The sequence below is a fragment of the Vibrio crassostreae genome, from assembly GCF_024347415.1.
Classification (GTDB): Bacteria; Pseudomonadota; Gammaproteobacteria; order Enterobacterales; family Vibrionaceae; genus Vibrio; species Vibrio crassostreae.
In genome coordinates, this window is record NZ_AP025476.1 from 744,037 (window position 1) to 769,704 (window position 25,668).

Sequence of the window (25,668 nt, forward strand, 5' to 3'; positions counted from 1 at the left end):
TTACTAAAAGTCAAAGATGTGGGTAGATGTCTGTAGATGTGAGTGTACTGTAACTTATTGATTTTACGTTGTTGCAGGTACAAAAAAAGACGCCCGTGGACGTCTTTAGATGTTGAATTGGTGGAGCTGGCGGGAGTTGAACCCGCGTCCAAAAATCATTCATCATTGGTACTACATGCTTAGTCGATCTTTAATTTCACCAGCAACCTGCGAACCGACACGCTAGTTAAAGGCTAACCTGAATTATAATTCGCGCTTTTCCTCTCAGGTGGGAGAAGCCACGCTAGCTAGTTTGGGTTTGATCTCTTATTGGTCCCCGTCTTACGAGCGGAAGCTAGGGTAAGAGAGCTCTGAGCAGGTTATTAAGCTGCTAGTGCGTAGTTTTCGTCGTTTGCGACTATTTTTTTGCGGCTTTTAACGTGGCCAACCGCCCCACGGCATGCACCTCAGACTTCAAAATTCCTGTCGAATCCTAAATCAGCCCCAAGTGTTATTTGCATAGTACCAGAAAAGCTTACCCTGTCTAGCACTGTGCGTTTAAGTGCTTAAAATTAACGCAAATTACTCTTCATAATTCGTGCTTTATCTCTCGCCCAATCTTTTTCTTTCATATCAGTACGTTTATCGTGCAGCTTTTTACCTTTCGCAACGCCAACTTTAATCTTCGCCCAAGAGCGAGACCAGTAAAGTGCGGTTGCGACAAGTGTCATGCCTTCACGGTTAATACGACCGATAAGGTTGTCGAGTTCTTTTCTCGACATAAGGAGTTTACGAATACGTGTTGGGTTCGCCACGATATGAGTACTCGCTTGAGTTAGCGGAGTAATCGTCATACCACTGATGAATGCTTCGCCATCTCGGATGTAAACGTAGCTTTCTGCGATATTGGTTTTGCCTTCACGTAGGGATTTTACTTCCCAGCCTTGTAGCTCAAGCCCCGCTTCTATCTCATCATCGATGAAATATTCGTGGCGAGCTTTCTTGTTAAGCGCAATGGTATTACTACCGGCTTTTGATTTTGATTTATTCTTTGCCATAATGGCCTCATTATACGGATTGCGCCCTAGTTGGGGAATCCTTTTTATTTGCGCTCTGGCCCAATACAATTAAAATTGCAGTTTGTGTTAATGTAACGCTGTCTTTAACAGGAGTCTATATGCCAAAGGTTACTCGTTCAGCATTAGTGTCGTTTAGTGCCGACCAGATGTTCAGCTTGGTCAATGATGTTGCTCGTTATCATGAGTTTTTGCCAGGGTGTTCTGGTTCACGTGTGATCGAATCTTCAGATTCAACTATGGTGGCTTCGGTTGATGTCTCTAAAGCTGGTATCAGCAAAACATTTACTACATCGAACCGTTTAGCGGATGGTGCAGAGATTTTGATGGAGCTGGTGGACGGCCCGTTCAAGAAGCTGCAGGGTGGTTGGTACTTTACTCCACTCGACGAGCAAGCTTGTAAGGTTGAACTTAAGCTAGAGTTTGAGTTCTCTAGCCGAATGATTGAAATGGCATTTGGTAAGATTTTCAATGAGCTGACGAGCAATATGGTCAGTGCTTTTACTCAACGCGCGAAACAGGTTTACTAAGCCATGACTATTGAATCGGATATGATCCACGTAGAGGTTGTGTTTGCACTTCCGCATGAACAGCGTGTGTTTACTTTGGTAGTGAACAAGCACGCGACCGTTGAAGAGATCATTGCGCAGTCTGGTGTTTTGGAATTGTATCCAGAGATCGACTTAGCGAAAAATAAGGTTGGTGTATTCAGCCGTAACGTGAAGCTTGATGCGACGGTTCGTGATAAAGACCGTATCGAAATCTACCGTGCGCTATTGGCAGATCCAAAAGAGATTCGTCGCAAGCGTGCTGAACAAGCAAAAGCGGCCGCAGCTAAATCGTAATGCTAAACAAATTTAAGTTAGAAGAGAGCTCGCATCTGCGAGCTTTTTTGTGCCTGTTAGTTAGACACAGCAGCTAATTTGTTAGCAGATATTAAAAAGCCTGCTCATATGAGCAGGCTTTTGCGATTCTTGCTTTGTCGACTGATAGCTTTATCGGCTGAGAGTTTTGTTGACTGGAAAGCTAGCGAAGGCTTTCGAAGAACTCATCACTGGCTTCAAAATCACCATTGATCGTTACTAGAGTGCCCGTAGCATCAAAGTTTACGACAAGGTTTTTCTGAATAGGGTCGTTGTGACCTTTCTGATGGTGGTAAATGTAGTACCACGTATCTGGGTAGCCATTTTCGATAAGCATAGGTGAGCCCATAACGTAACGAACTTGTGTTTTTGTCATGCCAAACTTGAGCTGGTCGACAGCTTCTTGTTCAACATAGTTACCCTGATTGATGTCAATTCGATAAACCAACTTCTCTAATAGAGAGCAACCGGTCAACATTGTTAGTGCAAGTGGAACTGCAACTAACCACTTTTTAATTCGCATAGTTTGAGATCTTTCTTCGCTAAAATACTGCCTGATAATAAACAAGCTCCAGCAAGAAGTAAAAAGCTCCTTGCGCTTTGAGCTTGTTATGACTGGCAATTTTGAATTAAGTTGCAAAATTGCCAAGAATTTTCGGTAAATTATCAGAAAGTTGCTGAATATGTAACCTAAGCTGCGATTAATAGCTCTTTTGCGTTGGCAAGCGTCGATTCGGTAATTTGGCTGCCACCAAGCAGTCGAGCAAGCTCTGAAATGCGTTGTTGCTCATCCAAGGTATGCATTTGAGTTTCTGTTTTACCCGATTTGGTGTTTTTAGCCACGAACAACTGTTGGTGTCCGCAACCTGCCACTTGAGGTAAGTGAGTCACACACATGACTTGAGTCGACTCACCGAGTGTACGTAGCATTTTCCCGACAACCGCGGCCGTTGGTCCACTGATACCCACATCGACTTCATCGAAAATCAGGCTTGGTGTATCCACTTTTTGAGCCGTGATCACCTGAATCGCTAATGAGATTCGTGATAACTCACCACCAGAGGCCACTTTAGCAATTGGCTGCATTGGTTGGCCTGGGTTGGTCGAAACAATGAAGGTCACGTTATCCATACCCAATGGAGAAGGATGTGTGTTGGTGTTGTTCACTTCAATGGCAAACTGCGCTTTTTCCATACTCAGTTCATGCATGCTTTGCGTGATCAGTTTGTTGAGCTCTTTTGCGTAACGAGTTCGAGACTTATGAAGCTTCTCTGATTTAGCCACGAACGACTGGTATTGGTTTTCTACCTCGTTTGCTAACTCTTCTAACTTTTCATCAGAGCAATCAAGCGCTTCAACTTGTTGTAATAAATCTTGGTGGTGCTTATATAGCTCTTCTGGCAACACGTGGTGTTTACGAGACATTGACATCACTTTTGAGAAGCGTTCTTCAACGTAAGCCATACGACCGGGATCAACATCAATGCTATCTAGGTATGTTCTTAACTCGTTGTTGGTTTCTTCAATCTGAATAATGGCTTCAGAAAGCAAGTTCGGTAACTCGGCCAATCTTTCATCGAGCTCAGCTAACTGAATTAAGGAGTTATTGGCCGATTGCAGAATACCAAGCGCATTAACTTCTTCGCCTTCATAAATAAGCTCGATAGCTTGCTGACAGGTTGTGGCCAGTTCTCCGCTATTGGAGAGGCGCTTATGCTCTTGTTCGAGGTCTTCATATTCTTCCTCCCCAATAGACAGCTCATTTAACTCTTTGATTTGGTATTCAAGAAGTTGTTTTTGAGCTTGGTTTTGCTGGCTATTTTCACGTAACTCTTTTAAGTGGTTATCTGCTTGTCGCCACGCTTGGTAAGCATTACGTGTTGATTTCAATAGATTCAAGTGGCCTGCGTATTGATCAAGCATGGCCATTTGGTAATCGCTTTTCATCAACTGGTGATGCGCGTGTTGACCATGAATGTTGATCAATAGTTGCCCTAGCGATTTCAATTGTGAAAGAGGGACAGGGCTACCGTTGATGAATGCACGAGAACGACCTTCTTTTGAGATGGTTCTGCGCAGGATGCACTCACTGCCATCAAGCAATTCGTTGTCTTCTAACCAGCGGGTAGCATGCAGATTGTTCTCAAGTAAAAAAGCGGCACTGACTTCGGTTTTTTCTTCACCTTGTCGAACCATTCCTGCATCGGATCTTCCTCCAAGGCACAAGCCTAAAGCATCGATAGCGATAGATTTACCCGCACCAGTTTCACCGGTGATTGTTGTCATGCCTTTAGAGAGTTCTAGCTGTAAAGACTTAACAATAGCGAAATTATTAACACTTAAATGAGCCAGCATTTTTATTTACCTGTATAACTGAACAATACTGTATATAAGCTCAGTATATACTGTTTCTTTATACAGTAAAGTCGGCGGGTTAAAATTTTTTGCGACAGCTCTCAGAATTAAGCTTGTCTGTAGATCACTGAAACCGCTATAGATTCCCAACTCGGTCGTTCCTTCCTCTTGGGAATGACGATGTGGTGGATTGGCGTAAAGACAGAGATGGTGGGCTTTTAATCGGTAATAAAAAAGGCTGACGAATGTCGTCAGCCTTTGAAATTTTCGGTTATTGCTAGAGCTGTTTAGTTAGAACAGCTTACTCGACCAACCTAGTTTGTTACGTAGAACGTGGTAGTAATTGTAGTCCTTAGGATGGATCAGTTTGAGTACATTTGGGCTTTGGTAAATGTGGATCTCATCGCCAGGGGAAACAGGCAGCGAGATTTGACCATCACAGCTCACTTCCTGAGTTCCGCGGTTATCAGGCGATACGATCAGCTTGATACGACGCTTGCCATCCACCACAAGTGGGCGACTTGAAAGGGTGTGTGGGAACATTGGTACTAGTGAGATCGCATTTAGGCTTGATGACAGGATAGGGCCGCCGCCAGAAAGCGAGTAAGCGGTAGAACCTGTTGGCGTAGAAACGATCAAGCCATCAGAACGCTGCGAGAAGGCAAAGCTGTCGTCGATATACACTTCAAACTCGATCATGTGTGCAACTTGACCTGGGTGAAGTACCGCTTCGTTTAGTGCTGCATTATGGCTTTTTATTTGGCCGTGACGGTGAATTTCCGTTTCAAGCAGGAAGCGTTCCTCTTCCATGAACTCGCCTTTGAGAACATCAGTAAGCGCACTCTGGAAGTTTTCAGGGTTGAGATCGGTTAGGAAACCAAGGTTGCCTCGGTTAACACCAATCACTGAAATGTCGAAACGTGACAAGATTCGAGCGGCACCGAGCATATTTCCGTCGCCGCCGACCACAATGGCGAGATCGGCGCGTTTACCTAATTCAATCAGGCTAGAAAAATGTTCTTTTGGGATGTCGTCTAAAATAGTGGCGAGTCTGTCATCAACAAACACTTGATAACCCTCAGCACTTAACCACTGATAGAGCTCTCTATGAGTCTGAATTGCTTGCTGATCTCGAGGTTTACCAATAATGGCGATGACTTCAAATGGCTTTTTCATAACGTTTCCAAACGAATTAGGCTTGAATCAAAATTCTTCATCCCCATAATAAAGGCAAGTTGAACGTCTATGCGAGTGTTTTATATCAATTTGGGGCGCAAACACGCCTGTCACTTGCATTGAAAACGAATTCTGGAGATATCATGAGCAACGAAGAAAACAAAGTAACCGAAGAAGAGCTAGATCAGATCATCGCTGAAGCTGAGAAAGTTGAAGAAGCTGAGCTGAATGAAGACGCTGCTGATGAGCAGGAAGCAAAAATCGCTCAACTGGAAGCTGCACTGCTTTCTAGCGAATCTAAAGTGAAAGAGCAACAAGATTCTGTTCTTCGCGCGAAAGCTGAAGTTGAAAACATGCGTCGCCGTAGCGAACAAGAAATTGATAAAGCGCGTAAATTCGCTTTGAACAAGTTTGCTGAAGGTCTACTTCCTGTAATCGACAACCTAGAGCGTGCAATGCAAGCGGCAGACGCTGAAAACGAAGTGGTTAAGCCACTGTTTGAAGGTGTTGAGCTAACGCACAAGACGTTCGTAGATACAGTTGCTAAGTTTGGTCTTAAAGAGATCAACCCTGAAGGTGAAGCGTTCAACCCTGAATTCCACCAAGCAATGTCTATCCAAGAAAGCCCAGATCATGAATCAAACACGGTTATGTTTGTGATGCAAAAAGGCTACGAACTAAACGGTCGTGTGGTTCGCCCAGCGATGGTTATGGTTGCTAAGTAATGACTTATTACGTTACCAACTGATTGACTGGCGCATTGACTGAATAAGTCGTGGCGGCAAAATAAATCACTGGTTTACGTGAAATGAAAAGAGAGGCATATGCCTCTCTTTTTTTATGTCTATAGCCTGAGAGTCCACGTAAATAAGCATCAAAACCGCATTAAGAATGTCGTTCTTTTTATTTCATTCAGATCAGCGATTTAGAGTTTTGTGTTATGAAACTTGTTGTGATTGAGTGAATGTTTTGATGTCACATTTGTGATGTTTTTGTAAATAAATACTTTTAATTGTTATCTTTGTATGTAAAATCCACTGCCATATAGCGACTTTGGTCGCATATATAACTATAAAAGTACAAATTTTAAACACAACAAACTGGAGAAGAACGATGGATAAATCGCTCTCAAGTAAAATTTTTGTAGGCTTGTTCGCCGGTCTACTTATTGGTACTGCTATTCAGTACCTATTCAGCGGTATTGCTATTTTTGATACGTATCTACTTGGTGCTGCCGAAGGTGCTGGTGGTATGTTCGTATCACTTATCAAATTGCTTGTAGTTCCTCTTGTATACGTATCTATTGTTTGCGGTATTGTTGAGCTAAAAGATATTCGTTCATTTGGTCGTCTTGGTGGTAAAACCTTTGGTCTTTACATTATTAACACCATCATCGCGATTTCAGCAGCGCTAACGATTGGTCTTATTTTCCAACCAGGTGCAGGTGCGAATCTAGCCGGTACGGTTTCTGAGACAATTGCGCTTACAACAACTGAAACGCCAGACATCTTCTCTCTTGTTGTTAACATCGTTCCTAGCAACCCTGTAGAAGCTTTCGCAAGCGGCGACATGCTACAAATCATCTTCATGGCAATTTTGACAGGTCTTGCTATTCAAGCGCTTGATTCTCGTGGTGGCCCAGCTATCAAGACATTCAAGATGGCTAACGAAATCATGATGAAGCTTATCGGCCTAGTAATGAGCTTGGCGCCTTACGGTGTATTTGCTCTGATGATTCAACTGGGCGCAACACTGGATGCAGACACGCTAATGTCAGTTGCTGGCTATGTGGCACTTGTGGTTGCAATGCTTGTGTTCTGGATTTTCTTCTTCTACCCAATGATGGTGGGTTCATTCACAGGTATTTCTCCAAAGCAGTTCCTACGTGCAACTCGTGAGCAAGTTCTATTCTCACTATCTACAGCAAGTTCGAATGCAACAATCCCAGTAACAATGCGCACTCTAACTGACAAACTAAACGTATCTAAGTCAGTAGCGGGTTTCGGTGTACCACTAGGTGCAACAATGAACATGTCTGGTGTATCTATCTACATCGCGCTAGCAACTATGTTCGTAGCAAACGCGTTTGGTCAGCCAATCAACACTGCTGATATCTTCACTCTAGGTCTAACTATCCTGCTATTGTCTATCGGTGCTGGTGGTGTTCCTGGTGGCGGTGTTGTGATGGTAGGTGTTCTATTGCACCAACTAGGTTTACCACCAGAAGGTCTAGCAATCGTTGCTGCTGTTGACCGTATCTGTGACATGTTCTGTACTTCTTCAAACGTCGTGGGTGATACAGCGGTGAACACTATCGTTGCTAAATCTGAAAACGAAATTGGCGTTGAAGCTAATGAAGAAGCTGAGTTACAAAAAGCAGAAGCTTAATTCAGAGATTCTTTCCGCTATAGATTTAATCTGAGCTGAAACCCTGAGTAGATAAACGGAGCCCAAGTGGCTCCGTTTTTTATTGAGTGAGAAGGTCACCTTATCTATTTTTACTCAACAAACGATAGTGCAGTCTGAATTGCTGTGTGAGGGGAGCCTCTTTGAGAGTCAGTTTACAGAAATAAGACTTTGCTACAAAAAAGGATAGTAGAGGCTGAATAAACCCAGTTATGGGGCTTATATAGGCGGTAATGATATGTATTCGTGCCTAATCATTCCTTTTATTAAAATAAATGTAAAAAAATCCCTTTTCACCCTTGAAAAGGCTTCGTGAGCCCTTATCTATGGTGCATACGAAAGCAAATTACATTTGCACTTAAATTTTGTGTATTAGGGTTGAATCCCTGATTACCGCCCCCCACATATGTGGGTATAGCAAAAACTAATATAGATTATATTTCGGAGATAGCCTGATGGGTCGAATCATTGGTATTGATTTAGGTACTACTAACTCTTGTGTTGCTGTTTTAGACGGCGACAAACCACGCGTACTAGAAAATGCTGAAGGCGAACGCACAACAGCATCGGTAATCGCATACACTGACGGCGAGACGCTAGTTGGTCAACCTGCGAAACGTCAAGCAGTTACTAACCCTCAAAACACGCTATACGCAATTAAGCGTCTAATCGGTCGTCGTTTTGAAGATGAAGAAGTTCAACGCGATATCGAAATCATGCCTTTTAACATTGTTAAAGCTGATAACGGTGATGCATGGGTTGAAGCGCAAGGCCAAAAAATGGCTGCTCCTCAAGTATCTGCTGAAGTTCTTAAGAAAATGAAGAAAACAGCTGAAGACTTCCTAGGCGAAGAAGTAACTGGCGCAGTTGTTACTGTTCCTGCTTACTTCAACGATGCTCAACGTCAAGCAACTAAAGATGCTGGCCGTATCGCAGGTCTAGATGTTAAACGTATCATCAACGAACCAACTGCTGCTGCTCTAGCTTACGGCCTAGATAAGCAAGGCGGTGATCGCACTATCGCTGTATACGACCTTGGTGGTGGTACATTCGATATCTCTATCATCGAAATCGATGAAGTAGAAGGCGAGAAGACTTTCGAAGTTCTTTCAACTAACGGTGACACTCACCTTGGTGGTGAAGATTTCGATAACCGCATGATCAACTACCTAGTAGATGAGTTCAAGAAAGAGCAAGGTATCGACCTTAAAGCTGATCCACTAGCAATGCAGCGTGTTAAAGAAGCAGCAGAAAAAGCGAAAATCGAGCTTTCTTCTACTACTCAAACTGACGTAAACCTACCTTACGTTACTGCTGATGCGACTGGTCCTAAGCACATGAACATCAAAGTGACTCGTGCGAAGCTTGAGTCTCTAGTTGAAGACCTAGTTCAACGTTCTCTTGAGCCACTAAAAGTTGCTCTAGCAGATGCTGACCTATCTGTAGGCGAAATCACTGACGTTATCCTAGTTGGTGGTCAAACTCGTATGCCTATGGTTCAAGCTAAAGTAACTGAATTCTTCGGTAAAGAGCCACGTAAAGACGTGAACCCTGACGAAGCTGTTGCAATGGGTGCTGCTGTTCAAGGTGGTGTACTAGCTGGTGACGTTAAAGACGTTCTACTGCTAGACGTTACTCCTCTATCTTTCGGTATCGAAACGATGGGCGGCGTGATGACTAAGCTTATCGAGAAAAACACAACTATCCCTACTAAAGCGGATCAAGTGTTCTCTACAGCTGAAGACAACCAAAACGCAGTAACTATCCACGTTCTTCAAGGTGAGCGTAAGCAAGCGACTTACAACAAGTCTCTTGGTCAGTTCAACCTAGAAGGCATCCAACCAGCACCACGTGGCATGCCACAAATCGAAGTAACATTCGACCTAGATGCTGATGGTATCCTGAACGTATCTGCTAAAGATAAAGCGACGGGTAAAGAGCAGAAGATCACTATCCAAGCATCAGGCGGCCTGTCTGAGGAAGAGATCGAAGCAATGGTACAAGAAGCAGAAGCTAACAAAGAAGCGGACAAAAAGTTCGAAGAGCTAGTAACTGCACGTAACCAAGCTGACCAAATGATTCACGGCACTAAGAAGCAAGTAGAAGAAGCTGGTGAAGCTCTACCTGCAGACGAGAAAGCTAAAATCGAAGCGGCTATCACGGCACTAGAAGAAGTTAAGTCTGGTAACGACAAAGAAGCTATCGACGCTAAAGTTCAAGAACTTATGCAAGCAGCTCAAAAGCTAATGGAAATTGCTCAACAGAAAGCTCAAGCTGAACAAGCTGGTGCTGACGCTGGTGAACAACCTAAGCAAGACGACGATGTTGTTGATGCGGAGTTTGAAGAAGTTAAAGACGACAAAAAGTAATTTTTCGTCGCTATAACACGTGATTTCTACGTCGAAGGTACTCACTTACATCCGCCTCTTTATTGGCTAAGAAAGTCCGTACCTTCTCCTTGAACTAACGTGTTTTAGCTTAGAAAAGTCGTTTTTCGATTTCTAAATATACGGGCGTCAGAGGTAACTCTCACGCCCGTAAATTTGTATTTAGACTTGTCGATCTAGATAATAGCTTTATTCGGCGTTTCAGCCGGCAGAACTTTTATCTAGATTGATACACAGACTACTGAAGTGATCATTCGGTAGTAGCAATTATTTTGGTGACCTAGAACATGTCAAAACGTGATTTTTACGAAGTATTAGGCGTAAGCCGCGATGCATCAGAGCGCGATATTAAAAAAGCGTACAAACGCTTAGCGATGAAATTCCACCCGGACCGTAACCAGGGTGACGAGACCGCAGCAGATAAGTTTAAAGAAGTAAAAGTAGCGTATGAGATCCTGACCGATTCTCAAAAGAAAGCAGCTTACGACCAATACGGCCACGCAGCTTTTGAACAAGGCGGCATGGGCGGCGGCGGCGGTTTCGGCGGCGGTGGCCAAGGTGACTTCGGCGATATCTTCGGTGACGTATTTGGTGACATCTTCGGCGGCGGTCGTCGTGGTGGCGGTCAACAGCGTGCACAACGTGGTTCAGATCTACGTTACAACATGGAACTTTCTTTAGAAGAAGCGGTTCGTGGTGTTTCTAAAGAAATTGAAGTACCAACACTTGTAGAGTGTGATACTTGTGACGGCAGCGGCGCGAAAGCGGGTTCTTCTGCACAAACGTGTGGCACTTGTCATGGCCACGGCCAAGTACAAATGCGCCAAGGTTTCTTTGCGGTTCAACAGACTTGTCCTACGTGTAACGGTAAAGGCAAGATCATCAAAGACCCATGTAACTCATGTCATGGTCAAGGTCGCAAACAGAAGACGAAAACACTTAACGTTAAGATCCCTGCTGGTGTTGATACTGGCGATCGTATTCGCCTATCTGGCGAAGGCGAAGCGGGAGAGCAAGGTGCTCCAGCTGGCGACCTGTACGTACAAGTACACGTAAAAGAGCACAACATCTTTGAGCGTGACGGCAACAACCTTTACTGTGAAGTTCCAGTGAGCTTCTCTATGGCTGCTTTAGGCGGTGAAGTTGAAGTTCCAACACTGGATGGTCGTGTAAACCTTAAAGTGCCAGAAGAGACACAAACGGGCCGTATGTTCCGTATGCGTGGTAAAGGCGTGAAAGGCGTTCGTGGCGGCGGTGTGGGTGACTTAATCGTTAAGCTAGTGGTAGAAACGCCAGTTAAGCTAAGCTCTCGTCAGAAAGAATTACTGCGTGAATTCGAAGAAACATGTTGTGGCGAAGCGGCAAGCAAGCACAAGCCAAAATCTGAAGGTTTCTTCAGCGGCGTTAAAAATTTCTTCGATGACCTAACTAAGTAATTAGATAGTGATTTGAAAATTTTAAAGCCTGCCAGTGTGCAGGCTTTTTTGTGCCTGTAGAAAGGGTAAAAGGGTAACGCGTGAGATTGATTGGCTTACCTCATTATTTCCAACACGCTTCTGGCTCTGAGATACCTGAGTGGTGCAATTCCAAAATATCAGTCGTCGAATCTAAACAGTCATCACTTGTCTGTGGTGCATGCGGCTCAGCCTGAATTGAATAGGTGCTGCTGCTTGCTGAGATAGCGAGCGTGTATCGGCTAGAATCGGTATCACAAAACAAGCATGTTCCTCCAGAAATAATATTCACTGCTGCCGACGCATAGTTTCCCGTGTATAGGGTTTCTATCTCCAGTTGTATTTTGGTCATGTCGGCCATCGCTGTAACTCGATGAGCCTTGGTAACATGGTTGGTATAACTTGGATAGGCAATGGCACCGAGTATCCCCACGATTACCACAGCCAGCAATAACTCGATCAATGTCATCCCTCTCATGCTTATGTTGTTGCTGTTGCATATATTTCTTCGAATCATCGCGAGTAGTTTCCTTTCATAACTCTGTCCATTCTTCTCTGGTGGTAGCATCGCTGCAAGATTAAATACGGTTACGCACTGAATTACATAGGAATTTGGGAAATGACTCGCGGGTTTACTTTATTAGAGCTGTTAGTAACGGTATCGGTGCTGTCGATACTGATAGCTGCGGCTGCCCCGAGTTTTAGTTCGGTTACTGAAACCGTCAAGATGCAGCGACTCGCCGGAGAGTTGAATGGCTTTCTTATTCAGGCCAAGTCTGAATCGGTTAAAAGGAATCAAGATCTTTGGGTGCATTTTTCTATGGATAAAAATGAGGAGCAATCAACAGGGGAATGGAGTCTGTTGTTGAAGCCGACCGAAGATCTCTCTGGCGAAACGCTGGTGATGTTATCGGGTCAACCGTTTCGAGATGTGTCGTTTTCTCACAACTATACGGGGGCGAGAATCAGCTTTGAGAGTGTCAGGGGGAGACCTGCAAGGGGCACGATCTATCTTTTTCCTAATGCATCTTCAACCGACCGTTTATTGATTAAGTTATCTAGTCCCCCAGGGCGAATTAAGGTTTGCGGCGAGTCGAGCGCTCTGTATGGCTATTATGCGTGTTAAGCCGATTGTGGCTGCGCCTAGCAAGCAACGAGGCACATCATTGATTGAGTTAATGGTGGCGTCTGTTATTGGTATCTTCGCGATCTCGATCATGGGCAGTGTTTTTATCACCGGTCAGAGAACAGCTAAAGACAAAGGTATCGAGTTACTGCTACTACAAAACCTAACCAGCACAATGCAAGTGATGAAAGAAGATATTCAACGAGCGGGCTACGATGGATCTAATGGTTATTCAATCAAGTTGTCTGGCGCGACGGATACCATTCAAGTGAGCGGTGGTGTTGCCGTTGGTTTTGTTTACTTCCGAGAGGGTTCGAGCGCAAGTAAAGATCATCGAAATATCGTTTACAAAAAAAATGGAACCAAACTGCAAATATGTGAGAAGGGCACCACTGTATCGGAGGCAATTCCTACATTTCATGAGGTTACTGGATGTTACTCACTTTTCGATGACAACCTCATTGATGTTGATGAGTTCAGCATTAATTCCCAAGTATTAGAGCAGAACTCTATCAAGAGCACATTTACTGACATCAGTATCACAGCCTCAATTCCAACCGCAGGTGTTTCCAAATCGGTTTCGGTTTCCGTTAAACAAAGGAACTGGCAATGATGATATATAGAAAGCAGCGCGGCGTGGTGACCTTGCTGGTGACATCGGTTCTTTTAGTTGGAGCTTTAGTGGTGACGCTAGGCACGTATCGCAGTGTTTTTCATCAGATCAAAGTTGCTCAAAACGAGGTTCAAGGCAGGCAAGAACATTGGCGTTCGGAAGGGGGGTTAGAATGTACTTATTCTTACTTACTTGAATTAGACAAGACTATTGCTGATATCAAAGACGTGAGTGCTCGCCCGGCGGATTTTGCAGATTGGTGCTCTCCTTATCAAAATCAGCCAGAAATCGAGATCTCCGATAGTGCAATTTCTAGTGCTTACATCGTAACGTCATCCTCAAACGCACAGTCACTTTTTAAGACAATAAAAGAAAGATCTCAGTTCGGCAGTGGGGCGATTCAGTCGACGGGGCCTATTGAGCTTATTGGTACCTTAAGCTTGAAGCCGACAGTAAAAGAAGACCCAATTAGCGGCAATGAATATGAGTGTGTCAGTGTCTCTTTTGCTGACCTGTTCACCTATCAATATAACGAAACTCATAGTAATTCAGGACAGGCATTGGGGTTAGAGGTTCTCGATCCTAGTGCTGATGGTCCATTTTCTGGCTTTGATGGTATATGCCATAGTGATTATAAAACGGAGATCCCGAAAGGTGCTTCCGGTAGCACTCATTCAATCTATGCCCCTGATTACTATCAAGGTACTAATCCACCGCCTTTCCAAAAAGACTTTAATCCAGATCCGAATATGAATCCGTTTTACACCTTTTTTGGTGTTGCTAAAACTGATCAAAACATTGTCGATTTATCACAAGATACGGATTTGTTTAAGCATGTTCAGCTATTGAATGCGACTGAGTGCGGCACTGAGATCATGGACCACTTCACTGCAGGGCAAACCAAGGGGCTGTGGATTGAAGGCAACTGCCATATCAACGCTGCGGTTGCGGCCACAATCAATCCGTCACAGCTGTTGGTTGTGCAAGATGGTGTGTTGGCCCTGAATGGAGCCATGGCTTACAACGGAGTGATTTATCATTTGGTCGATTATCAAAAGAGCCACGTGAAAAATCGAGTCGATGGTTTCTGGAATGCGCTCGCTGCTAATAACGTGTTTGCGCCTTTTATCAAAGATATTGATGAGGCCAGTGTCGTCAAAAAAAGTGTCGGGATTCAGTTTGCCTCTGGTTTACCTTCTGGTGGTCTTATTTTTGATTCCCCCTCGGGAGTGACGACCATAGTGGGCGATATGGACATGGATTTTCGTGCGGATTCGAACCCAAGTGACCCACCTTCAACGTACCAATGGCAGCGAGGTTCGTGGAATGATTTCTAAGAGTTCTGGCTTCAGTTTACTAGAGGTACTTATCTCTTTTCTGCTGATTGGCGTTGCGTCGTTAGGGCTGGTTAAATTACAGGTGTATGCGGAACAAAAGTCGGATCATGCGCTCCAGAGTGTCGAAGCTTTGCATTTTGCAGAAAGGCAGATGGAGCATTATCGAACTCGCGCGCTCAATGTTAGTGGCGCGGTAGGGCTTATTCCTTTTGAGGAACTAAATCAGTCGAGTTACTGTCTCAACATGGCGAGTTCAGATCCCTTATCCGGTTTATCTGGTTCTGTATATTCGATGACATGTGAAGTCACTAATGCGAGCGGAGCCTTATCTGGCGCCCTCAAAAACATTGTTGTCACAATTGCATGGCAAGATCGTATGAACCGCGCGCAAAGTATTTATCTCGAAACTATGCTCTCCAAATACAGTGAGTTTGACTGACCCCTAAGCAAACGTTTACTGCATGCCAAGGCTTACGCCACTCCTTTTACTGATAATTTTCACTCCTCGGACATTGTTTGCGTGCTAGTTAAAACTCTGTATATGGAATGGTGTTTTTTGTGTTTTTATATTGTTGTGGTTGTATGGTATTTTTGCAAAATATGTCTCCATTTATGGAAAATTAGATGGAATCTTGTGCTTTTTAATAACGACTTTAATAGAATATGTGCTGTACCAATAGGCCGTGGTCAAAACTTATATTAGGCCTAAACAAAACAACATCACATATGGAGTTACAATGAGTAACCAAGCCGTAAAAAAAGCACCATCGACTGAGAAAATCAGTGGAATGGACCGCTTTCTAAACTTCATTGAACGCGCCGGCAACAAAATTCCAGATCCAGCAATCCTGTTCTTCTGGGCTCTAGTTATTGTATGGGTAGCATCTGCACTTTTGTCGAACCTTTCATTCGACCTAATCAACCCTCAAACGGGTGCTGCTCTTGAAGTTAACAACCTACTTACTGGTGAAGCGCTTGCTAGCTTCCTAGCGAATATGGTTACCACGTTCACAGGCTTCGCACCGTTAGGCATCGTACTTGTTGCTATGCTAGGTGTTGGCGTTGCAGATTCTTCAGGCTTCATCACTACTGGCCTTAAGAAGATGCTTAACTTCACGCCAGCTAAGCTACTAACGCCAATGCTAATCCTTGTTGCTATCGTGTCTCACACAGCAGCAGATGCAGGTTACGTTCTAGTAATCCCTCTTGGCGGTATCATCTTCCACGCTGCGGGTCGTCACCCTCTAGCGGGTATTGCAGCAGCGTTTGCTGGTGTATCAGGTGGTTTCTCAGCGAACTTCATTCCTTCAGGTATTGACCCGCTACTAGCTGGTTTCACTCAAACAGCTGCAAACGTTCTTGACCCTGAATACGTGATTAACCCTCTAGCGAACATCTTCTTTACTGGCCTATCTTCAGTTCTTATTGTTGCTATCGGTTGGTACGTAACTGAGAAGATCATCGAGCCTCGCCTTGCTAACACGCCAGTTGATGAAGATGCAGAAGCAGCACCAGATCTTGGTACGTTCACTGCAATTGAATCTAAAGCATTCAAGTTTGCGGGTTGGGCTATGGTTGCAGGTATTGGTCTGCTTATCGCGGCTCTTATTCCTGAAAACTCAGCGCTTCGTTCGCCTGAAGGTGAGCTAACAGCATTCTCTGCACCAGTAATGAAGTCTATCGTTCCTCTTATCTTCATCCTGTTCATCATTCCAGGTATCGTCTACGGCCGTGTAGCGGGTACTTTCAAAAACAGCAATGACGTAATCAAAGCAATGTCTGAGACGATGGCAACGATGGGCGCATACATTGTAATGTCGTTCTTCTGTGCACAGTTCCTATCTGCATTCGGTCAATCAAACATCGGTACTATGCTGGCACTTTACGGTGCTGAAGGCCTGAAAGCGATGGACCTTCCTGGTGAAGCAACGGTTGTTGGTATGATTCTACTAACAGCTTCAGTTAACCTGCTTGTAGGTTCTGCTTCAGCTAAGTGGGCTCTTATCGGTCCAATCCTAGTTCCAATGCTAATGGTTGTGGGTATCTCTCCTGAGCTATCTCAAGCGGCTTACCGTGTAGGTGACTCAGTGTCTAACATCATCTCTCCACTAATGGTGTTCTTCCCACTGGTTGTTGTTTACTGTCAACGCTACGTTAAGTCCACAGGTATCGGTACTCTAGCTTCTCTAATGATGCCATTCTCGATTGCTATGCTAATCGGTTGGTCTATCTTCTTGCTAGCTTACTGGGCTCTTGGTATCCCACTAGGTATCCAAGCACCTTACACTTACACAATGTAAGATTGAACTAAGCAAAATTAAGCTTTATTCATTGCTAAGCCCGCACCGAAATGTGCGGGCTTTTTTTTCGCTATTTTTTATATCTGAGACTTTTTATATCCAAAACTTTTTATATCCAAAAGAAAGGCACTCAGCTTATACTCCGGATTACGGCTAATTGTTGGCCGGTAAATTTAGGAAATCCAAGCCACATGAAGATTCTGCTTTTAGTAGGGTTAATTGTTTTAAATGGTCTGTTTGCCATGTCAGAGATTGCATTGGTAGCAGCAAAGAATAGTCGGTTGAAACGCTTAGCCGAAAAACACCGTTCCGCTCAGGTTGCGCTTGAACTCAAAGAAAACCCAACCCGCTTCCTCTCAACCATTCAAATCGGTATCACGGTAATAGGCCTGCTCAGCGGTATTGTGGGTGAGGCGACGCTATCGGCTCCATTGGCCGTTCAACTTGAACTGTGGGGATTAGACCCAACACAAGCGAATATCTTGTCTACCGCGGTTGTGGTGGTGGGTATTACTTATTTCGCTATCGTTGTCGGTGAGTTGGTACCAAAGCGTTTTGCTCAGTCTCAAGCTGAAAACATTGCTGTGTTAGTCGCGCTGCCAATCTTCTGGCTATCTAAAATCGCGACGCCGTTTGTATTTGCGTTGTCGGCTTCAACGGAAGGTATTCTTAAGTTGATGGGGCGAGGCGGTGAAGAAGATAGCGTGACTGAAGATGATATCCATGCACTGGTGAAAGAGGGCTCGGAATCGGGTGTGATTGAACGCGGCGAACAAGAGATGATTCGCAATATCTTGCAGCTTGATGATCGCCTTGTGAGCTCATTGATGACTCCGCGTCGAGACATCGATTTTCTGGATATCGATCAGCCTGTCGAGAATATCTTTAAGCAATTGCGTTCATCAAAGCACAGTGTGTTTCCATTGTGCCAAGAGCACCTCAATAAAGTGGTCGGTACGGTGTCAGCCAAAGCCTTGCTGAATCAGGCGGGCAATCTAAGCATTCAAGTGATCATGGGGCTGTCTCGCTCGCCGATCTATGTTCCAGAATCGATGAAAGCTCTGCGTTTACTTGGCTACTTTAAAGAGTCGGGTACTGAGATGGCATTCATTGTCGACGAGTATGGCGATGTTCAAGGCCTTGTGACTCATTACGATATTCTTGAGGCGATTGCTGGCGAGCTATCGAATAACCCGAACGATCTTTGGACTGAGCAAGTGGAAGATGGTTTGCTGGTGGATGGATTGATTCCTATCAGTGAACTGAAAAACCGTTTAGAGCTGTCGGATCTTGAGGGCGAAAGCGAGAGTTTCCAAACGTTGAATGGCCTTGTGACTTGGTTAATAGGACGCTTACCTGATGCCGGCGAAGTTGTTCAATACCAGCAGTGGCAGTTTGAAATTATCTCTGTTGAGAACAATCGCATTGTGAGCATCAAAGCGACGCAAATAGCCAATGATATAGAAGACGCCAACAGCTAGCGACTCAACCAACTAGCAAGCGGCTATTGTTCATTGTCTGCTGTTGTCTATTATCTCTTTATTGTTCATTATCACGAAGATTAGGTATGCTTCACCGCATGCCTATTTTCGTTTTTGTCCTTTGTTTTTGGAGTTCCCTTTGTCAGACCATCAATTCACCCCTCAAGATGAAATCTTCATGCGACGCGCCATTGAGGTGGCCAAGCAAGCTGAGAGTGAGGGAGAAGTTCCCGTGGGTGCCGTGTTGGTCAAAGATGGTGAGATTATCTCTGAAGGGTGGAACCGTTCGATTGGTAGCCACGATGCCACGGCACACGCAGAAATCGAAACCTTGCGTAAAGCAGGTCAAGCTCTGGAAAACTACCGTCTACTCGATACCACTTTATACGTCACGCTCGAGCCTTGCCCAATGTGTGCAGGGGCTTTGTTACATAGCCGAGTAAAGCGCATTGTGTTTGGTGCGCCTGATTTAAAAGCGGGTGCGGCGGGTACGGTGTTGAACTTGTTTGAAAGCCAAGCTTCTTATCACTATGCCGATGTTGAGCACGGGCTATTAGAGGAAGAGTGTCGTGAGCAGTTGCAGGCATTTTTTAAGCGTCGTCGTAAAGAGATAAAAGAGAAGCGAAAGCAAGAACGTCTGTTGGAAGAGCAGCGTTTAGAAGCCGAGGTGAAGGCTGGGAACAAGAAATAGCAGCGAGCTTTCGGCACTCTCAATCGCAAGAGTGCCAGCGCCAACCGACTTGGTTACTATATTTACTCAGCAATCATCTGCATGAAAGCGCGGTTGCGCCAAATGATCTTCTTCTTGTTGTTTGAAAGCATACGCTTACGACGGTTTGCAGCAACGGTCTTATCAAGGCGCTTCGATTTCAGTTTCTTCATCATTTCAATGATTTCCTATTTGTCGTCTGACTTTGTAGTTTGGGCTAACGATTTAATTATAGTGTTATTCGTTTATTTGGCTTGTCGCGCGCTTGGCTTACCCAGAAGAGCAGCTCTAGCTAAACCCAGCACTGATGTGCAACAGAACGTAATTTTTGATTATGGTGTGCCGTTATAAAGTTCGATTGTTACTGCAATATGACACATCGAGTTTCATGGCCTTTTGTCGAGCGTGTTCTTTTTCGCGCAGTTATAAAAAGCACAATAAAAAAGAGCAATGCTTAATGGCATTGCTCTTTTAGTATCTACTGCGAAGGTTCCGAACTGCTTAATGTCGATTGAGCAGCACTAATGCTTGATTCAGCACCTGAGGTTTCTAAAGGCGGGATCACCACCAAACCTTCAAGGCTCGCTTCTTGCTCTTTATTGCGCTTATTCACATGGCCAATGATGCTCTGGTAATAACGGCGAATGTTCTCAACGTAATTCCTTGCTTCATCACCACGCGCATACCCATAACGAGTCTTACTGTAGTACTTCTTCTGTCTCAATAGAGGCAATCGGTCTTTTACATCGCCCCAAGCATCAGGATCTCCGCCTTGTGCCTTCGTGAGACGACGCGCGTCCATCATGTGCCCGTAACCGACATTGTATGAAGCAAGGGCGAACCAGATCTTTTCATGTTGTGTGATTGAATCTGGTACTCGGTTCACGATACGACGCAGGTATTCAACACCGCCTTGTACTGACTGTTTCGGGTCAAGACGGTTGGTTACACCAACACTCTTCGCAGTAGGCAGTGTTAGCATCATCATGCCTCGCACTCCAGTTGGCGAGCGCGCAACAGGGTTCCAGTGTGACTCTTGGTATGCCAATGCAGCAATCAAACGCCAATCAAACTCTTGTGAGTACTTCTGAAACAACGGCGACCATTTTGGTAGTTTGCTATCTAATGCGCGGATAAAGGCGCGAGTATCAACGTAGTCAAAAGTACCGATGTGGCCGATGTATTTCTCTTCCAGTGAAGCGAGTTCACCAGACTGTTTTAGGTTACCGAAGAACTCAATCAACAGAGCATAAAGGCTTTCATCTTCAGACTTCTGCAAATACCAAGAGATAGGTTGGTCTTCTGTCAGTTCAAAAGCCAAAGCTACGTCTGGGTATAAACGTTGTGCCAGTGACAGCTCAATTGAGTCAGCCACAGTGAATAAGCGCTCCCCAGTCGAGACTTCTTTAAGCAGGTCGTTGATATCAGCATTGCCGACCGCATCATAGATAAAGTCATCGTGTGTTTTTTGCAGCTGCTTTAGTGTTGGCTCAAAGTGTGAGTCTTTCACTACAACCAAAGATGGCGTTAATGTGTCAGTAGACGCCGCCTCTTCTGATTCAGTTTGCGCTTTTACAAATTCAGCCTGACGCTCATTCTCGAAATTGATCAGTTGTTCAAGATTTCTTGGTCGCCACTGGCCTTTTTTGTATACGACCTGTTGGCTTACATAGTAATAAGCAGGTGCGGCGCGATAAGCGCGTGTCTGTTTGTTGTTTTGCGTTAAGCCGGTTGCGATAAGATCGATTTCGCCTTTCTGCAGGGCAGGGAACAGGCCAGACAAACGGTAAGCGGGTTTAACCTCAAGCTTTACACCAAGCTCCTGCGCAAATTCACGCGCTAATTCGTAATCCAAGCCAGCAGGGCCATCAGGACCGATGTAATAAGAGAGTTGGTTATTGAGGGTGCCGACACGAAGAACGCCACGATCTCGTATCTGCTCAAGGACACTTTTAGGTTCAGATTCAATCTGACATCCAGCCAACCCAAAGAGGGCGATGGCGAGCAGAAGGAACTTAGACGAAAAGATGAGCGTAAATTTAGGCATCAAAATGAAATCTCGAAAAGTGGAAGCCCCTTTATACCAAACCCCGCAAGGCTGGCAAAGCAGGTTTAATTAAACAGTTGTAAAAGTGGTGATAAATGCAGCAAAAGTACCATTTACGCAGAAAGATAAAAAAAATCACGCAAACGGTTGCTTTTGGTGTTACGTCACAAAAAGAAATGCTTTATAATGCGCTCGCATTGAAGAGGTGGAATCGGCATAGGTTTGGCAACCTTCGGGAATAGCTTCGAAGAAAACAGTTAGGTTGTTCCTATAACCCACTGAATTTATTCCAATACTACCTTAATCAACTGCATAAGAGACGTAAGCACATGAGAATTTTGCGTGGCTCCCCAGCTCTATCTGAGTTTCGTGTTAACAAGCTTTTAGAGCTTTGTCGTGAATTAAGCTTACCTGTAACAGGTATTTACGCTGAGTTTGCCCACTTTGCTGATCTAACGGCAGACCTAGATGAGTCTGAAGTTGAGAAGCTAGAAAAGCTACTGACTTACGGTCCAACGATTGAAGAGCATGAACCTGAAGGTTTACTGCTGCTTGCAACGCCACGCCCGGGCACTATCTCGCCTTGGTCTTCAAAATCAACAGATATCGCACACAACTGCGGACTGGCTAAAGTGTCACGTTTAGAGCGCGGTACTGCTTTCTACATTGAAACCTCTTCTGAACTTTCTGAGCTTCAACTTGTTGAGCTGAAAGCGATTCTGCACGACCGTATGATGGAAGTGGTTTTCACTGACTTCGAATCAGCGGCGGCACTATTCACGGTTGCTGAGCCTGCTCCTTATGCGGAAGTTGACCTATTAGCTGGCGGACGTAAAGCGCTTGAAAAAGCAAACGTTACCCTAGGTCTTGCACTTGCAGAAGATGAGATCGATTACCTTCTTAAAAGCTTCACTGAGAAGCTAGGTCGTAATCCGACTGACATCGAGCTAATGATGTTTGCACAAGCGAACTCAGAGCACTGTCGTCACAAGATCTTTAACGCTGACTGGACTATCGACGGCGTTAAGCAAGAAAAATCATTGTTCAAGATGATTAAGAACACCTTTGAAACGACACCAGAACACGTTCTGTCTGCTTATAAAGATAACGCAGCGGTAATGACAGGTTCTGAAGTAGGTCGTTTCTTCCCAGATCCAAAAACTCGCCAGTACAACTACCACCAAGAGAAAACACACATCTTGATGAAAGTTGAAACGCACAACCACCCAACGGCAATCTCTCCGTGGCCGGGCGCATCGACAGGTTCAGGCGGTGAAATCCGTGATGAAGGCGCAACAGGTATTGGTGGTAAGCCAAAAGCAGGTCTTGTTGCTTTCTCTGTATCTAACCTTAAGATCCCGAACTTCGTTCAACCTTGGGAAACTGACTTTGGCAAGCCAAGCCGTATCGTTACTGCATTGGATATCATGCTTGAAGGTCCTCTTGGTGGCGCGGCATTCAACAACGAATTTGGTCGTCCAAACCTACTTGGCTACTTCCGCACTTACGAAGAGAAAGTAAACTCTCACGCAGGTGAAGAAGTACGCGGTTATCACAAGCCAATCATGCTAGCTGGTGGCCTAGGTAACATCCGTGACGAGCACGTTCAGAAGAAAGAGATCCCAGTAGGTGCAAGCCTTATCGTTCTAGGTGGTCCAGCGATGAACATCGGTCTTGGTGGCGGTGCGGCATCTTCAATGGATTCTGGTTCTTCTTCTGAAGATCTTGATTTCGCTTCGGTACAACGTGAAAACCCAGAGATGGAACGTCGTTGTCAGGAAGTTATCGACCGTTGTTGGCAGTTAGGCGATGCGAACCCAATCGCATTCATCCACGATGTGGGCGCAGGCGGTATCTCAAATGCACTTCCTGAGTTAGTAGACGATGGCGAGCGTGGCGGTATCTTCAACCTACGTGACGTGCCAAACGATGAGCCGGGTATGAGCCCACTTGAGATCTGGTGTAACGAATCTCAAGAGCGTTATGTTATGGCTGTTGCTGATAAAGATATGGCAACGTTCGACGCTATTTGTAAGCGTGAACGCGCACCTTACGCAGTGGTTGGTAAGGCAACTGAAGAGCGTGAACTTAAGCTTGAAGATTCACACTTCGACAACACGCCAATCGACATGCCAATGGACATTTTATTAGGTAAAACACCTAAGATGCACCGTGACGCGATAACACTAAAAGTGAACAACCCTGCGATTGATCGCTCTGGTATTGAAATGAACGAAGCGGTTGACCGTGTTCTTCGTCTACCAACTGTTGCAGAGAAAACATTCCTTATCACCATCGGTGACCGCTCGGTAACTGGCCTTGTTGCTCGTGACCAAATGGTTGGCCCATGGCAGGTTCCTGTTGCTAACTGTGCGGTAACGGCTGCAAGTTACGACTCTTACCACGGTGAAGCGATGTCTCTTGGTGAGCGTACGCCAGTGGCCCTACTAGACTTCGGCGCATCAGCTCGTCTAGCGGTTGGTGAAGCAATCACAAACATCGCAGCGACCAATATCGGCGATATCAAACACATTAAACTGTCGGCTAACTGGATGTCTCCAGCGGGTCACCCAGGTGAAGATGCAGGTCTTTACGAAGCGGTGAAAGCCGTCGGTGAAGAGCTGTGTCCAGCACTGGGTCTAACTATCCCTGTTGGTAAAGACTCAATGTCTATGAAGACTAAGTGGGAAGAGAACGGCGAGCAGAAAGAAGTAACGTCTCCGCTATCCCTTGTTATCACTGCATTTGCTCGTGTTGAAGATGTTCGTAAGACAATCACACCTCAGCTTCGCACCCCTGATAACCTTGAAGGACTAGGCGACACTTCACTAGTGCTTATCGACCTAGGTAATGGCAAAAACCGTTTAGGTGCAACGGCACTAGCGCAAGTTTACAAGCAACTTGGTGACAAGCCAGCTGACGTAGACAACGCAGCACAACTAAAAGGTTTCTACGAAGGCGTTCAAGCACTTGTAGCGAACGACCAAGTTGTCGCTTACCACGATAAAGGCGATGGTGGTCTATTCGTAACGCTAGCAGAAATGGCGTTCGCAGGTCACTGTGGTGTTAACGCTGATATTGCGGCGTTAGGCGAAGATACGCTTGCGGCACTTTTCAACGAAGAACTGGGTGCAGTAATCCAAGTTCGCAATGATGACCTAGACGCAGTACTTGCTACTCTTGCAGCAAATGGCCTAGAAGCGTGTTCACATGTCATTGGTTCTGTTGAAGCTTCTGATGAGCTAGTGATTAAGTCTGGTGAGTCTGTAGTAATTGAACGTAACCGTACTGAACTACGTACTATCTGGGCTGAGACGACGCACAAGATGCAAGGTCTACGTGATAACCCAGTTTGTGCTGACCAAGAACATGAAGCGAAGAAAGACAACTCAGATCCAGGTCTGAACGTGAAACTGAGCTTCGACGTAAACGAAGATATCGCGGCGCCGTTCATCAACACAGGCGCTAAGCCTAAGATGGCGATTCTACGTGAGCAAGGCGTCAACTCTCACGTTGAAATGGCAGCAGCATTCGACCGTGCAGGTTTCGAAGCAACTGATATTCACATGAGCGACATCCTAACGGGTCAAGCGGTACTAGAAGAGTACAACGGCCTTGTGGCTTGTGGTGGCTTCTCTTACGGTGACGTACTAGGTGCTGGTGAAGGTTGGGCTAAGTCGGTTCTGTTTAACGACTCGACTCGTGACCAGTTTGAAAACTTCTTTAAGCGTGAAGATACCTTCTCTCTAGGTGTGTGTAACGGTTGTCAGATGTTATCTAACTTACGTGAACTTATCCCGGGTGCTGAGTACTGGCCACGCTTCGTTCGCAACGAATCAGAGCGTTTCGAAGCTCGTTTCAGCCTAGTTGAAGTTCAGAAGTCTGATTCTGTATTCTTCAACGGCATGGAAGGTTCTCGTATGCCAATCGCGGTTTCTCACGGTGAAGGCCGCGTAGAAGTGCGTGACAACGACCACCTAAACGCGATTGAAAACTCAGGTACGGTTGCTCTACGTTACGTTGATAACAACGGTAACCAAACGCAGCAATACCCGAACAACCCGAACGGTTCGCCAAACGCTATCACTGGTTTAACGACTACAGACGGCCGCGTGACTATCATGATGCCGCACCCAGAGCGTGTATTCCGTACGGTTGCAAACTCTTGGTCTCCGGAAGGTTGGGGCGAGAATGGCGCTTGGATGCGTATGTTCCAAAACGCACGTAAGAATGTGGGTTAATCACTTTCTTACAGGTCGCATTAATCTAGGCTAGGTTAATCAAAAATGAAAAGCGCAGATCGAAAGGTTTGCGCTTTTTTATTTCCTAAGATTTAGGAACTAATGCGAAATAATTGAG

20 protein-coding genes, 1 other RNA gene and 1 pseudogene are annotated in these 25,668 nt (G+C 45.1%); 14 read left to right on the forward strand and 8 right to left on the reverse strand.

Features of this window, described 5'->3' with window-relative positions; translation table 11 throughout:
- Positions 1-118: 118 nt before the first annotated feature.
- Together ssrA and smpB are read right to left on the reverse strand one after the other, a co-directional pair.
- Positions 119-485, reverse strand: a transfer-messenger RNA (tmRNA) gene (ssrA, locus tag OC193_RS03455).
- Between the two features lie 66 nt (positions 486-551).
- Positions 552-1,037 carry an SsrA-binding protein SmpB gene (gene smpB, locus OC193_RS03460; protein ID WP_004735156.1) on the reverse strand — a complete coding sequence of 162 codons (486 nt, stop codon included), beginning with the start codon at positions 1,035-1,037 and terminating at the stop codon, positions 552-554.
- 119 nt (positions 1,038-1,156) lie between these two features.
- Here smpB and OC193_RS03465 point away from each other — a divergent pair, with 119 nt between their 5' ends.
- Positions 1,157-1,585: an SRPBCC family protein gene (locus OC193_RS03465; protein ID WP_017106599.1), complete on the forward strand. Its 429-nt coding sequence runs from the start codon at positions 1,157-1,159 to the stop codon at positions 1,583-1,585.
- Positions 1,586-1,588: 3 nt separating this feature from the next.
- On the forward strand, positions 1,589-1,900 hold the full coding sequence (locus tag OC193_RS03470; protein WP_009848325.1) for an RnfH family protein: 312 nt from the start codon (positions 1,589-1,591) through the stop codon (positions 1,898-1,900).
- A gap of 181 nt (positions 1,901-2,081) precedes the next feature.
- On the opposite strand, the gene bamE is transcribed toward OC193_RS03470, so the two are convergent.
- The 3 genes from bamE to nadK all read right to left on the reverse strand — a co-directional run bounded on the left by bamE (position 2,082) and on the right by nadK (position 5,449).
- Positions 2,082-2,441 (reverse strand): outer membrane protein assembly factor BamE, encoded by a 360-nt coding sequence (bamE, locus tag OC193_RS03475; protein WP_009848326.1) that lies wholly within the window; start codon positions 2,439-2,441, stop codon positions 2,082-2,084.
- A gap of 167 nt (positions 2,442-2,608) precedes the next feature.
- Positions 2,609-4,273 (reverse strand): DNA repair protein RecN, encoded by a 1,665-nt coding sequence (gene recN, locus OC193_RS03480; RefSeq protein ID WP_048663712.1) that lies wholly within the window; start codon positions 4,271-4,273, stop codon positions 2,609-2,611.
- Between the two features lie 291 nt (positions 4,274-4,564).
- Positions 4,565-5,449, reverse strand: coding sequence for an NAD(+) kinase (gene nadK / locus OC193_RS03485; protein ID WP_017066747.1), 885 nt, complete (start codon positions 5,447-5,449; stop codon positions 4,565-4,567).
- A 143-nt stretch (positions 5,450-5,592) separates the two neighbouring features.
- Here nadK and grpE point away from each other — a divergent pair, with 143 nt between their 5' ends.
- From grpE to dnaJ, 4 genes are all read left to right on the forward strand, one after another.
- Positions 5,593-6,174, forward strand: a complete 582-nt coding sequence (gene grpE / locus OC193_RS03490) for a nucleotide exchange factor GrpE (protein WP_019823922.1) — start codon at positions 5,593-5,595, stop codon at positions 6,172-6,174.
- Positions 6,175-6,562: 388 nt separating this feature from the next.
- Positions 6,563-7,837 (forward strand): dicarboxylate/amino acid:cation symporter, encoded by a 1,275-nt coding sequence (locus OC193_RS03495; protein ID WP_019823920.1) that lies wholly within the window; start codon positions 6,563-6,565, stop codon positions 7,835-7,837.
- 473 nt (positions 7,838-8,310) lie between these two features.
- Positions 8,311-10,224: a molecular chaperone DnaK gene (gene dnaK / locus OC193_RS03500; protein ID WP_019823919.1), complete on the forward strand. Its 1,914-nt coding sequence runs from the start codon at positions 8,311-8,313 to the stop codon at positions 10,222-10,224.
- A 305-nt stretch (positions 10,225-10,529) separates the two neighbouring features.
- Positions 10,530-11,678 carry a molecular chaperone DnaJ gene (gene dnaJ / locus OC193_RS03505; RefSeq protein ID WP_048608049.1) on the forward strand — a complete coding sequence of 383 codons (1,149 nt, stop codon included), beginning with the start codon at positions 10,530-10,532 and terminating at the stop codon, positions 11,676-11,678.
- A 103-nt stretch (positions 11,679-11,781) separates the two neighbouring features.
- On the opposite strand, the gene OC193_RS03510 is transcribed toward dnaJ, so the two are convergent.
- Entirely contained in the window at positions 11,782-12,264 is a 483-nt protein-coding gene (locus tag OC193_RS03510) for a type IV pilin protein (RefSeq protein ID WP_372450040.1), read from the reverse strand.
- Between the two features lie 51 nt (positions 12,265-12,315).
- Here OC193_RS03510 and OC193_RS03515 point away from each other — a divergent pair, with 51 nt between their 5' ends.
- The 7 genes and pseudogenes from OC193_RS03515 (at position 12,316) to tadA (ending at position 19,244) form a co-directional block, all read left to right on the forward strand.
- Complete coding sequence (locus OC193_RS03515) at positions 12,316-12,822, forward strand: GspH/FimT family pseudopilin (RefSeq protein ID WP_048663711.1); 507 nt, start codon at positions 12,316-12,318, stop codon at positions 12,820-12,822.
- A complete protein-coding gene (locus OC193_RS03520) occupies positions 12,803-13,435 on the forward strand; it encodes a PilW family protein (RefSeq protein WP_048657873.1) in 633 nt (210 codons plus the stop codon). The genes OC193_RS03515 and OC193_RS03520 overlap by 20 nt, the downstream gene beginning before the upstream one ends.
- The gene (locus OC193_RS03525; RefSeq protein ID WP_048663710.1) at positions 13,432-14,772 is read left to right on the forward strand and encodes a hypothetical protein; all 1,341 of its coding nucleotides are present in this window, start codon (positions 13,432-13,434) and stop codon (positions 14,770-14,772) included. The genes OC193_RS03520 and OC193_RS03525 overlap by 4 nt, the downstream gene beginning before the upstream one ends.
- Positions 14,762-15,211, forward strand: a complete 450-nt coding sequence (locus OC193_RS03530; protein ID WP_048663709.1) for a type IV pilus modification PilV family protein — start codon at positions 14,762-14,764, stop codon at positions 15,209-15,211. Before OC193_RS03525 ends, OC193_RS03530 begins: the two co-directional genes overlap by 11 nt.
- Positions 15,212-15,509: 298 nt before the next feature.
- Positions 15,510-17,072, forward strand: a complete 1,563-nt coding sequence (locus OC193_RS03535) for an AbgT family transporter (RefSeq protein ID WP_048663708.1) — start codon at positions 15,510-15,512, stop codon at positions 17,070-17,072.
- Positions 17,073-17,263: 191 nt separating this feature from the next.
- Positions 17,264-18,553, forward strand: a complete 1,290-nt coding sequence (locus tag OC193_RS03540; RefSeq protein ID WP_048663707.1) for a hemolysin family protein — start codon at positions 17,264-17,266, stop codon at positions 18,551-18,553.
- Positions 18,554-18,639: 86 nt separating this feature from the next.
- A pseudogene (tadA, locus tag OC193_RS03545) lies at positions 18,640-19,244 on the forward strand (tRNA adenosine(34) deaminase TadA).
- Positions 19,245-19,306: 62 nt separating this feature from the next.
- On the opposite strand, the gene OC193_RS03550 reads toward tadA, so the two are convergent.
- Together OC193_RS03550 and mltF are read right to left on the reverse strand one after the other, a co-directional pair.
- The gene (locus OC193_RS03550) at positions 19,307-19,438 is read right to left on the reverse strand and encodes a hypothetical protein (protein ID WP_017059878.1); all 132 of its coding nucleotides are present in this window, start codon (positions 19,436-19,438) and stop codon (positions 19,307-19,309) included.
- A gap of 302 nt (positions 19,439-19,740) precedes the next feature.
- Positions 19,741-21,309, reverse strand: a complete 1,569-nt coding sequence (mltF, locus tag OC193_RS03555) for a membrane-bound lytic murein transglycosylase MltF (RefSeq protein ID WP_048663705.1) — start codon at positions 21,307-21,309, stop codon at positions 19,741-19,743.
- A 329-nt stretch (positions 21,310-21,638) separates the two neighbouring features.
- On the opposite strand from mltF, the gene purL reads away from it, so the two are divergent.
- Positions 21,639-25,550 carry a phosphoribosylformylglycinamidine synthase gene (purL, locus tag OC193_RS03560; RefSeq protein WP_048663704.1) on the forward strand — a complete coding sequence of 1,304 codons (3,912 nt, stop codon included), beginning with the start codon at positions 21,639-21,641 and terminating at the stop codon, positions 25,548-25,550.
- The last annotated feature ends 118 nt before the right edge of the window (positions 25,551-25,668 follow it).

What these genes read in the sequence shown, in the direction of transcription:
- smpB (WP_004735156.1), bottom strand. Translation starts at nt 1,037, where the DNA reads ATGGCAAAGAATAAATCAAAATCAAAAGCCGGTAGTAATACCATTGCG.
- OC193_RS03465 (WP_017106599.1), top strand. Translation starts at nt 1,157, where the DNA reads ATGCCAAAGGTTACTCGTTCAGCATTAGTGTCGTTTAGTGCCGACCAG.
- OC193_RS03470 (WP_009848325.1), top strand. Translation starts at nt 1,589, where the DNA reads ATGACTATTGAATCGGATATGATCCACGTAGAGGTTGTGTTTGCACTT.
- bamE (WP_009848326.1), bottom strand. Translation starts at nt 2,441, where the DNA reads ATGCGAATTAAAAAGTGGTTAGTTGCAGTTCCACTTGCACTAACAATG.
- recN (WP_048663712.1), bottom strand. Translation starts at nt 4,273, where the DNA reads ATGCTGGCTCATTTAAGTGTTAATAATTTCGCTATTGTTAAGTCTTTA.
- nadK (WP_017066747.1), bottom strand. Translation starts at nt 5,449, where the DNA reads ATGAAAAAGCCATTTGAAGTCATCGCCATTATTGGTAAACCTCGAGAT.
- grpE (WP_019823922.1), top strand. Translation starts at nt 5,593, where the DNA reads ATGAGCAACGAAGAAAACAAAGTAACCGAAGAAGAGCTAGATCAGATC.
- OC193_RS03495 (WP_019823920.1), top strand. Translation starts at nt 6,563, where the DNA reads ATGGATAAATCGCTCTCAAGTAAAATTTTTGTAGGCTTGTTCGCCGGT.
- dnaK (WP_019823919.1), top strand. Translation starts at nt 8,311, where the DNA reads ATGGGTCGAATCATTGGTATTGATTTAGGTACTACTAACTCTTGTGTT.
- dnaJ (WP_048608049.1), top strand. Translation starts at nt 10,530, where the DNA reads ATGTCAAAACGTGATTTTTACGAAGTATTAGGCGTAAGCCGCGATGCA.
- OC193_RS03510 (WP_372450040.1), bottom strand. Translation starts at nt 12,264, where the DNA reads ATGCTACCACCAGAGAAGAATGGACAGAGTTATGAAAGGAAACTACTC.
- OC193_RS03515 (WP_048663711.1), top strand. Translation starts at nt 12,316, where the DNA reads ATGACTCGCGGGTTTACTTTATTAGAGCTGTTAGTAACGGTATCGGTG.
- OC193_RS03520 (WP_048657873.1), top strand. Translation starts at nt 12,803, where the DNA reads ATGGCTATTATGCGTGTTAAGCCGATTGTGGCTGCGCCTAGCAAGCAA.
- OC193_RS03525 (WP_048663710.1), top strand. Translation starts at nt 13,432, where the DNA reads ATGATGATATATAGAAAGCAGCGCGGCGTGGTGACCTTGCTGGTGACA.
- OC193_RS03530 (WP_048663709.1), top strand. Translation starts at nt 14,762, where the DNA reads ATGATTTCTAAGAGTTCTGGCTTCAGTTTACTAGAGGTACTTATCTCT.
- OC193_RS03535 (WP_048663708.1), top strand. Translation starts at nt 15,510, where the DNA reads ATGAGTAACCAAGCCGTAAAAAAAGCACCATCGACTGAGAAAATCAGT.
- OC193_RS03540 (WP_048663707.1), top strand. Translation starts at nt 17,264, where the DNA reads ATGAAGATTCTGCTTTTAGTAGGGTTAATTGTTTTAAATGGTCTGTTT.
- OC193_RS03550 (WP_017059878.1), bottom strand. Translation starts at nt 19,438, where the DNA reads ATGATGAAGAAACTGAAATCGAAGCGCCTTGATAAGACCGTTGCTGCA.
- mltF (WP_048663705.1), bottom strand. Translation starts at nt 21,309, where the DNA reads ATGCCTAAATTTACGCTCATCTTTTCGTCTAAGTTCCTTCTGCTCGCC.
- purL (WP_048663704.1), top strand. Translation starts at nt 21,639, where the DNA reads ATGAGAATTTTGCGTGGCTCCCCAGCTCTATCTGAGTTTCGTGTTAAC.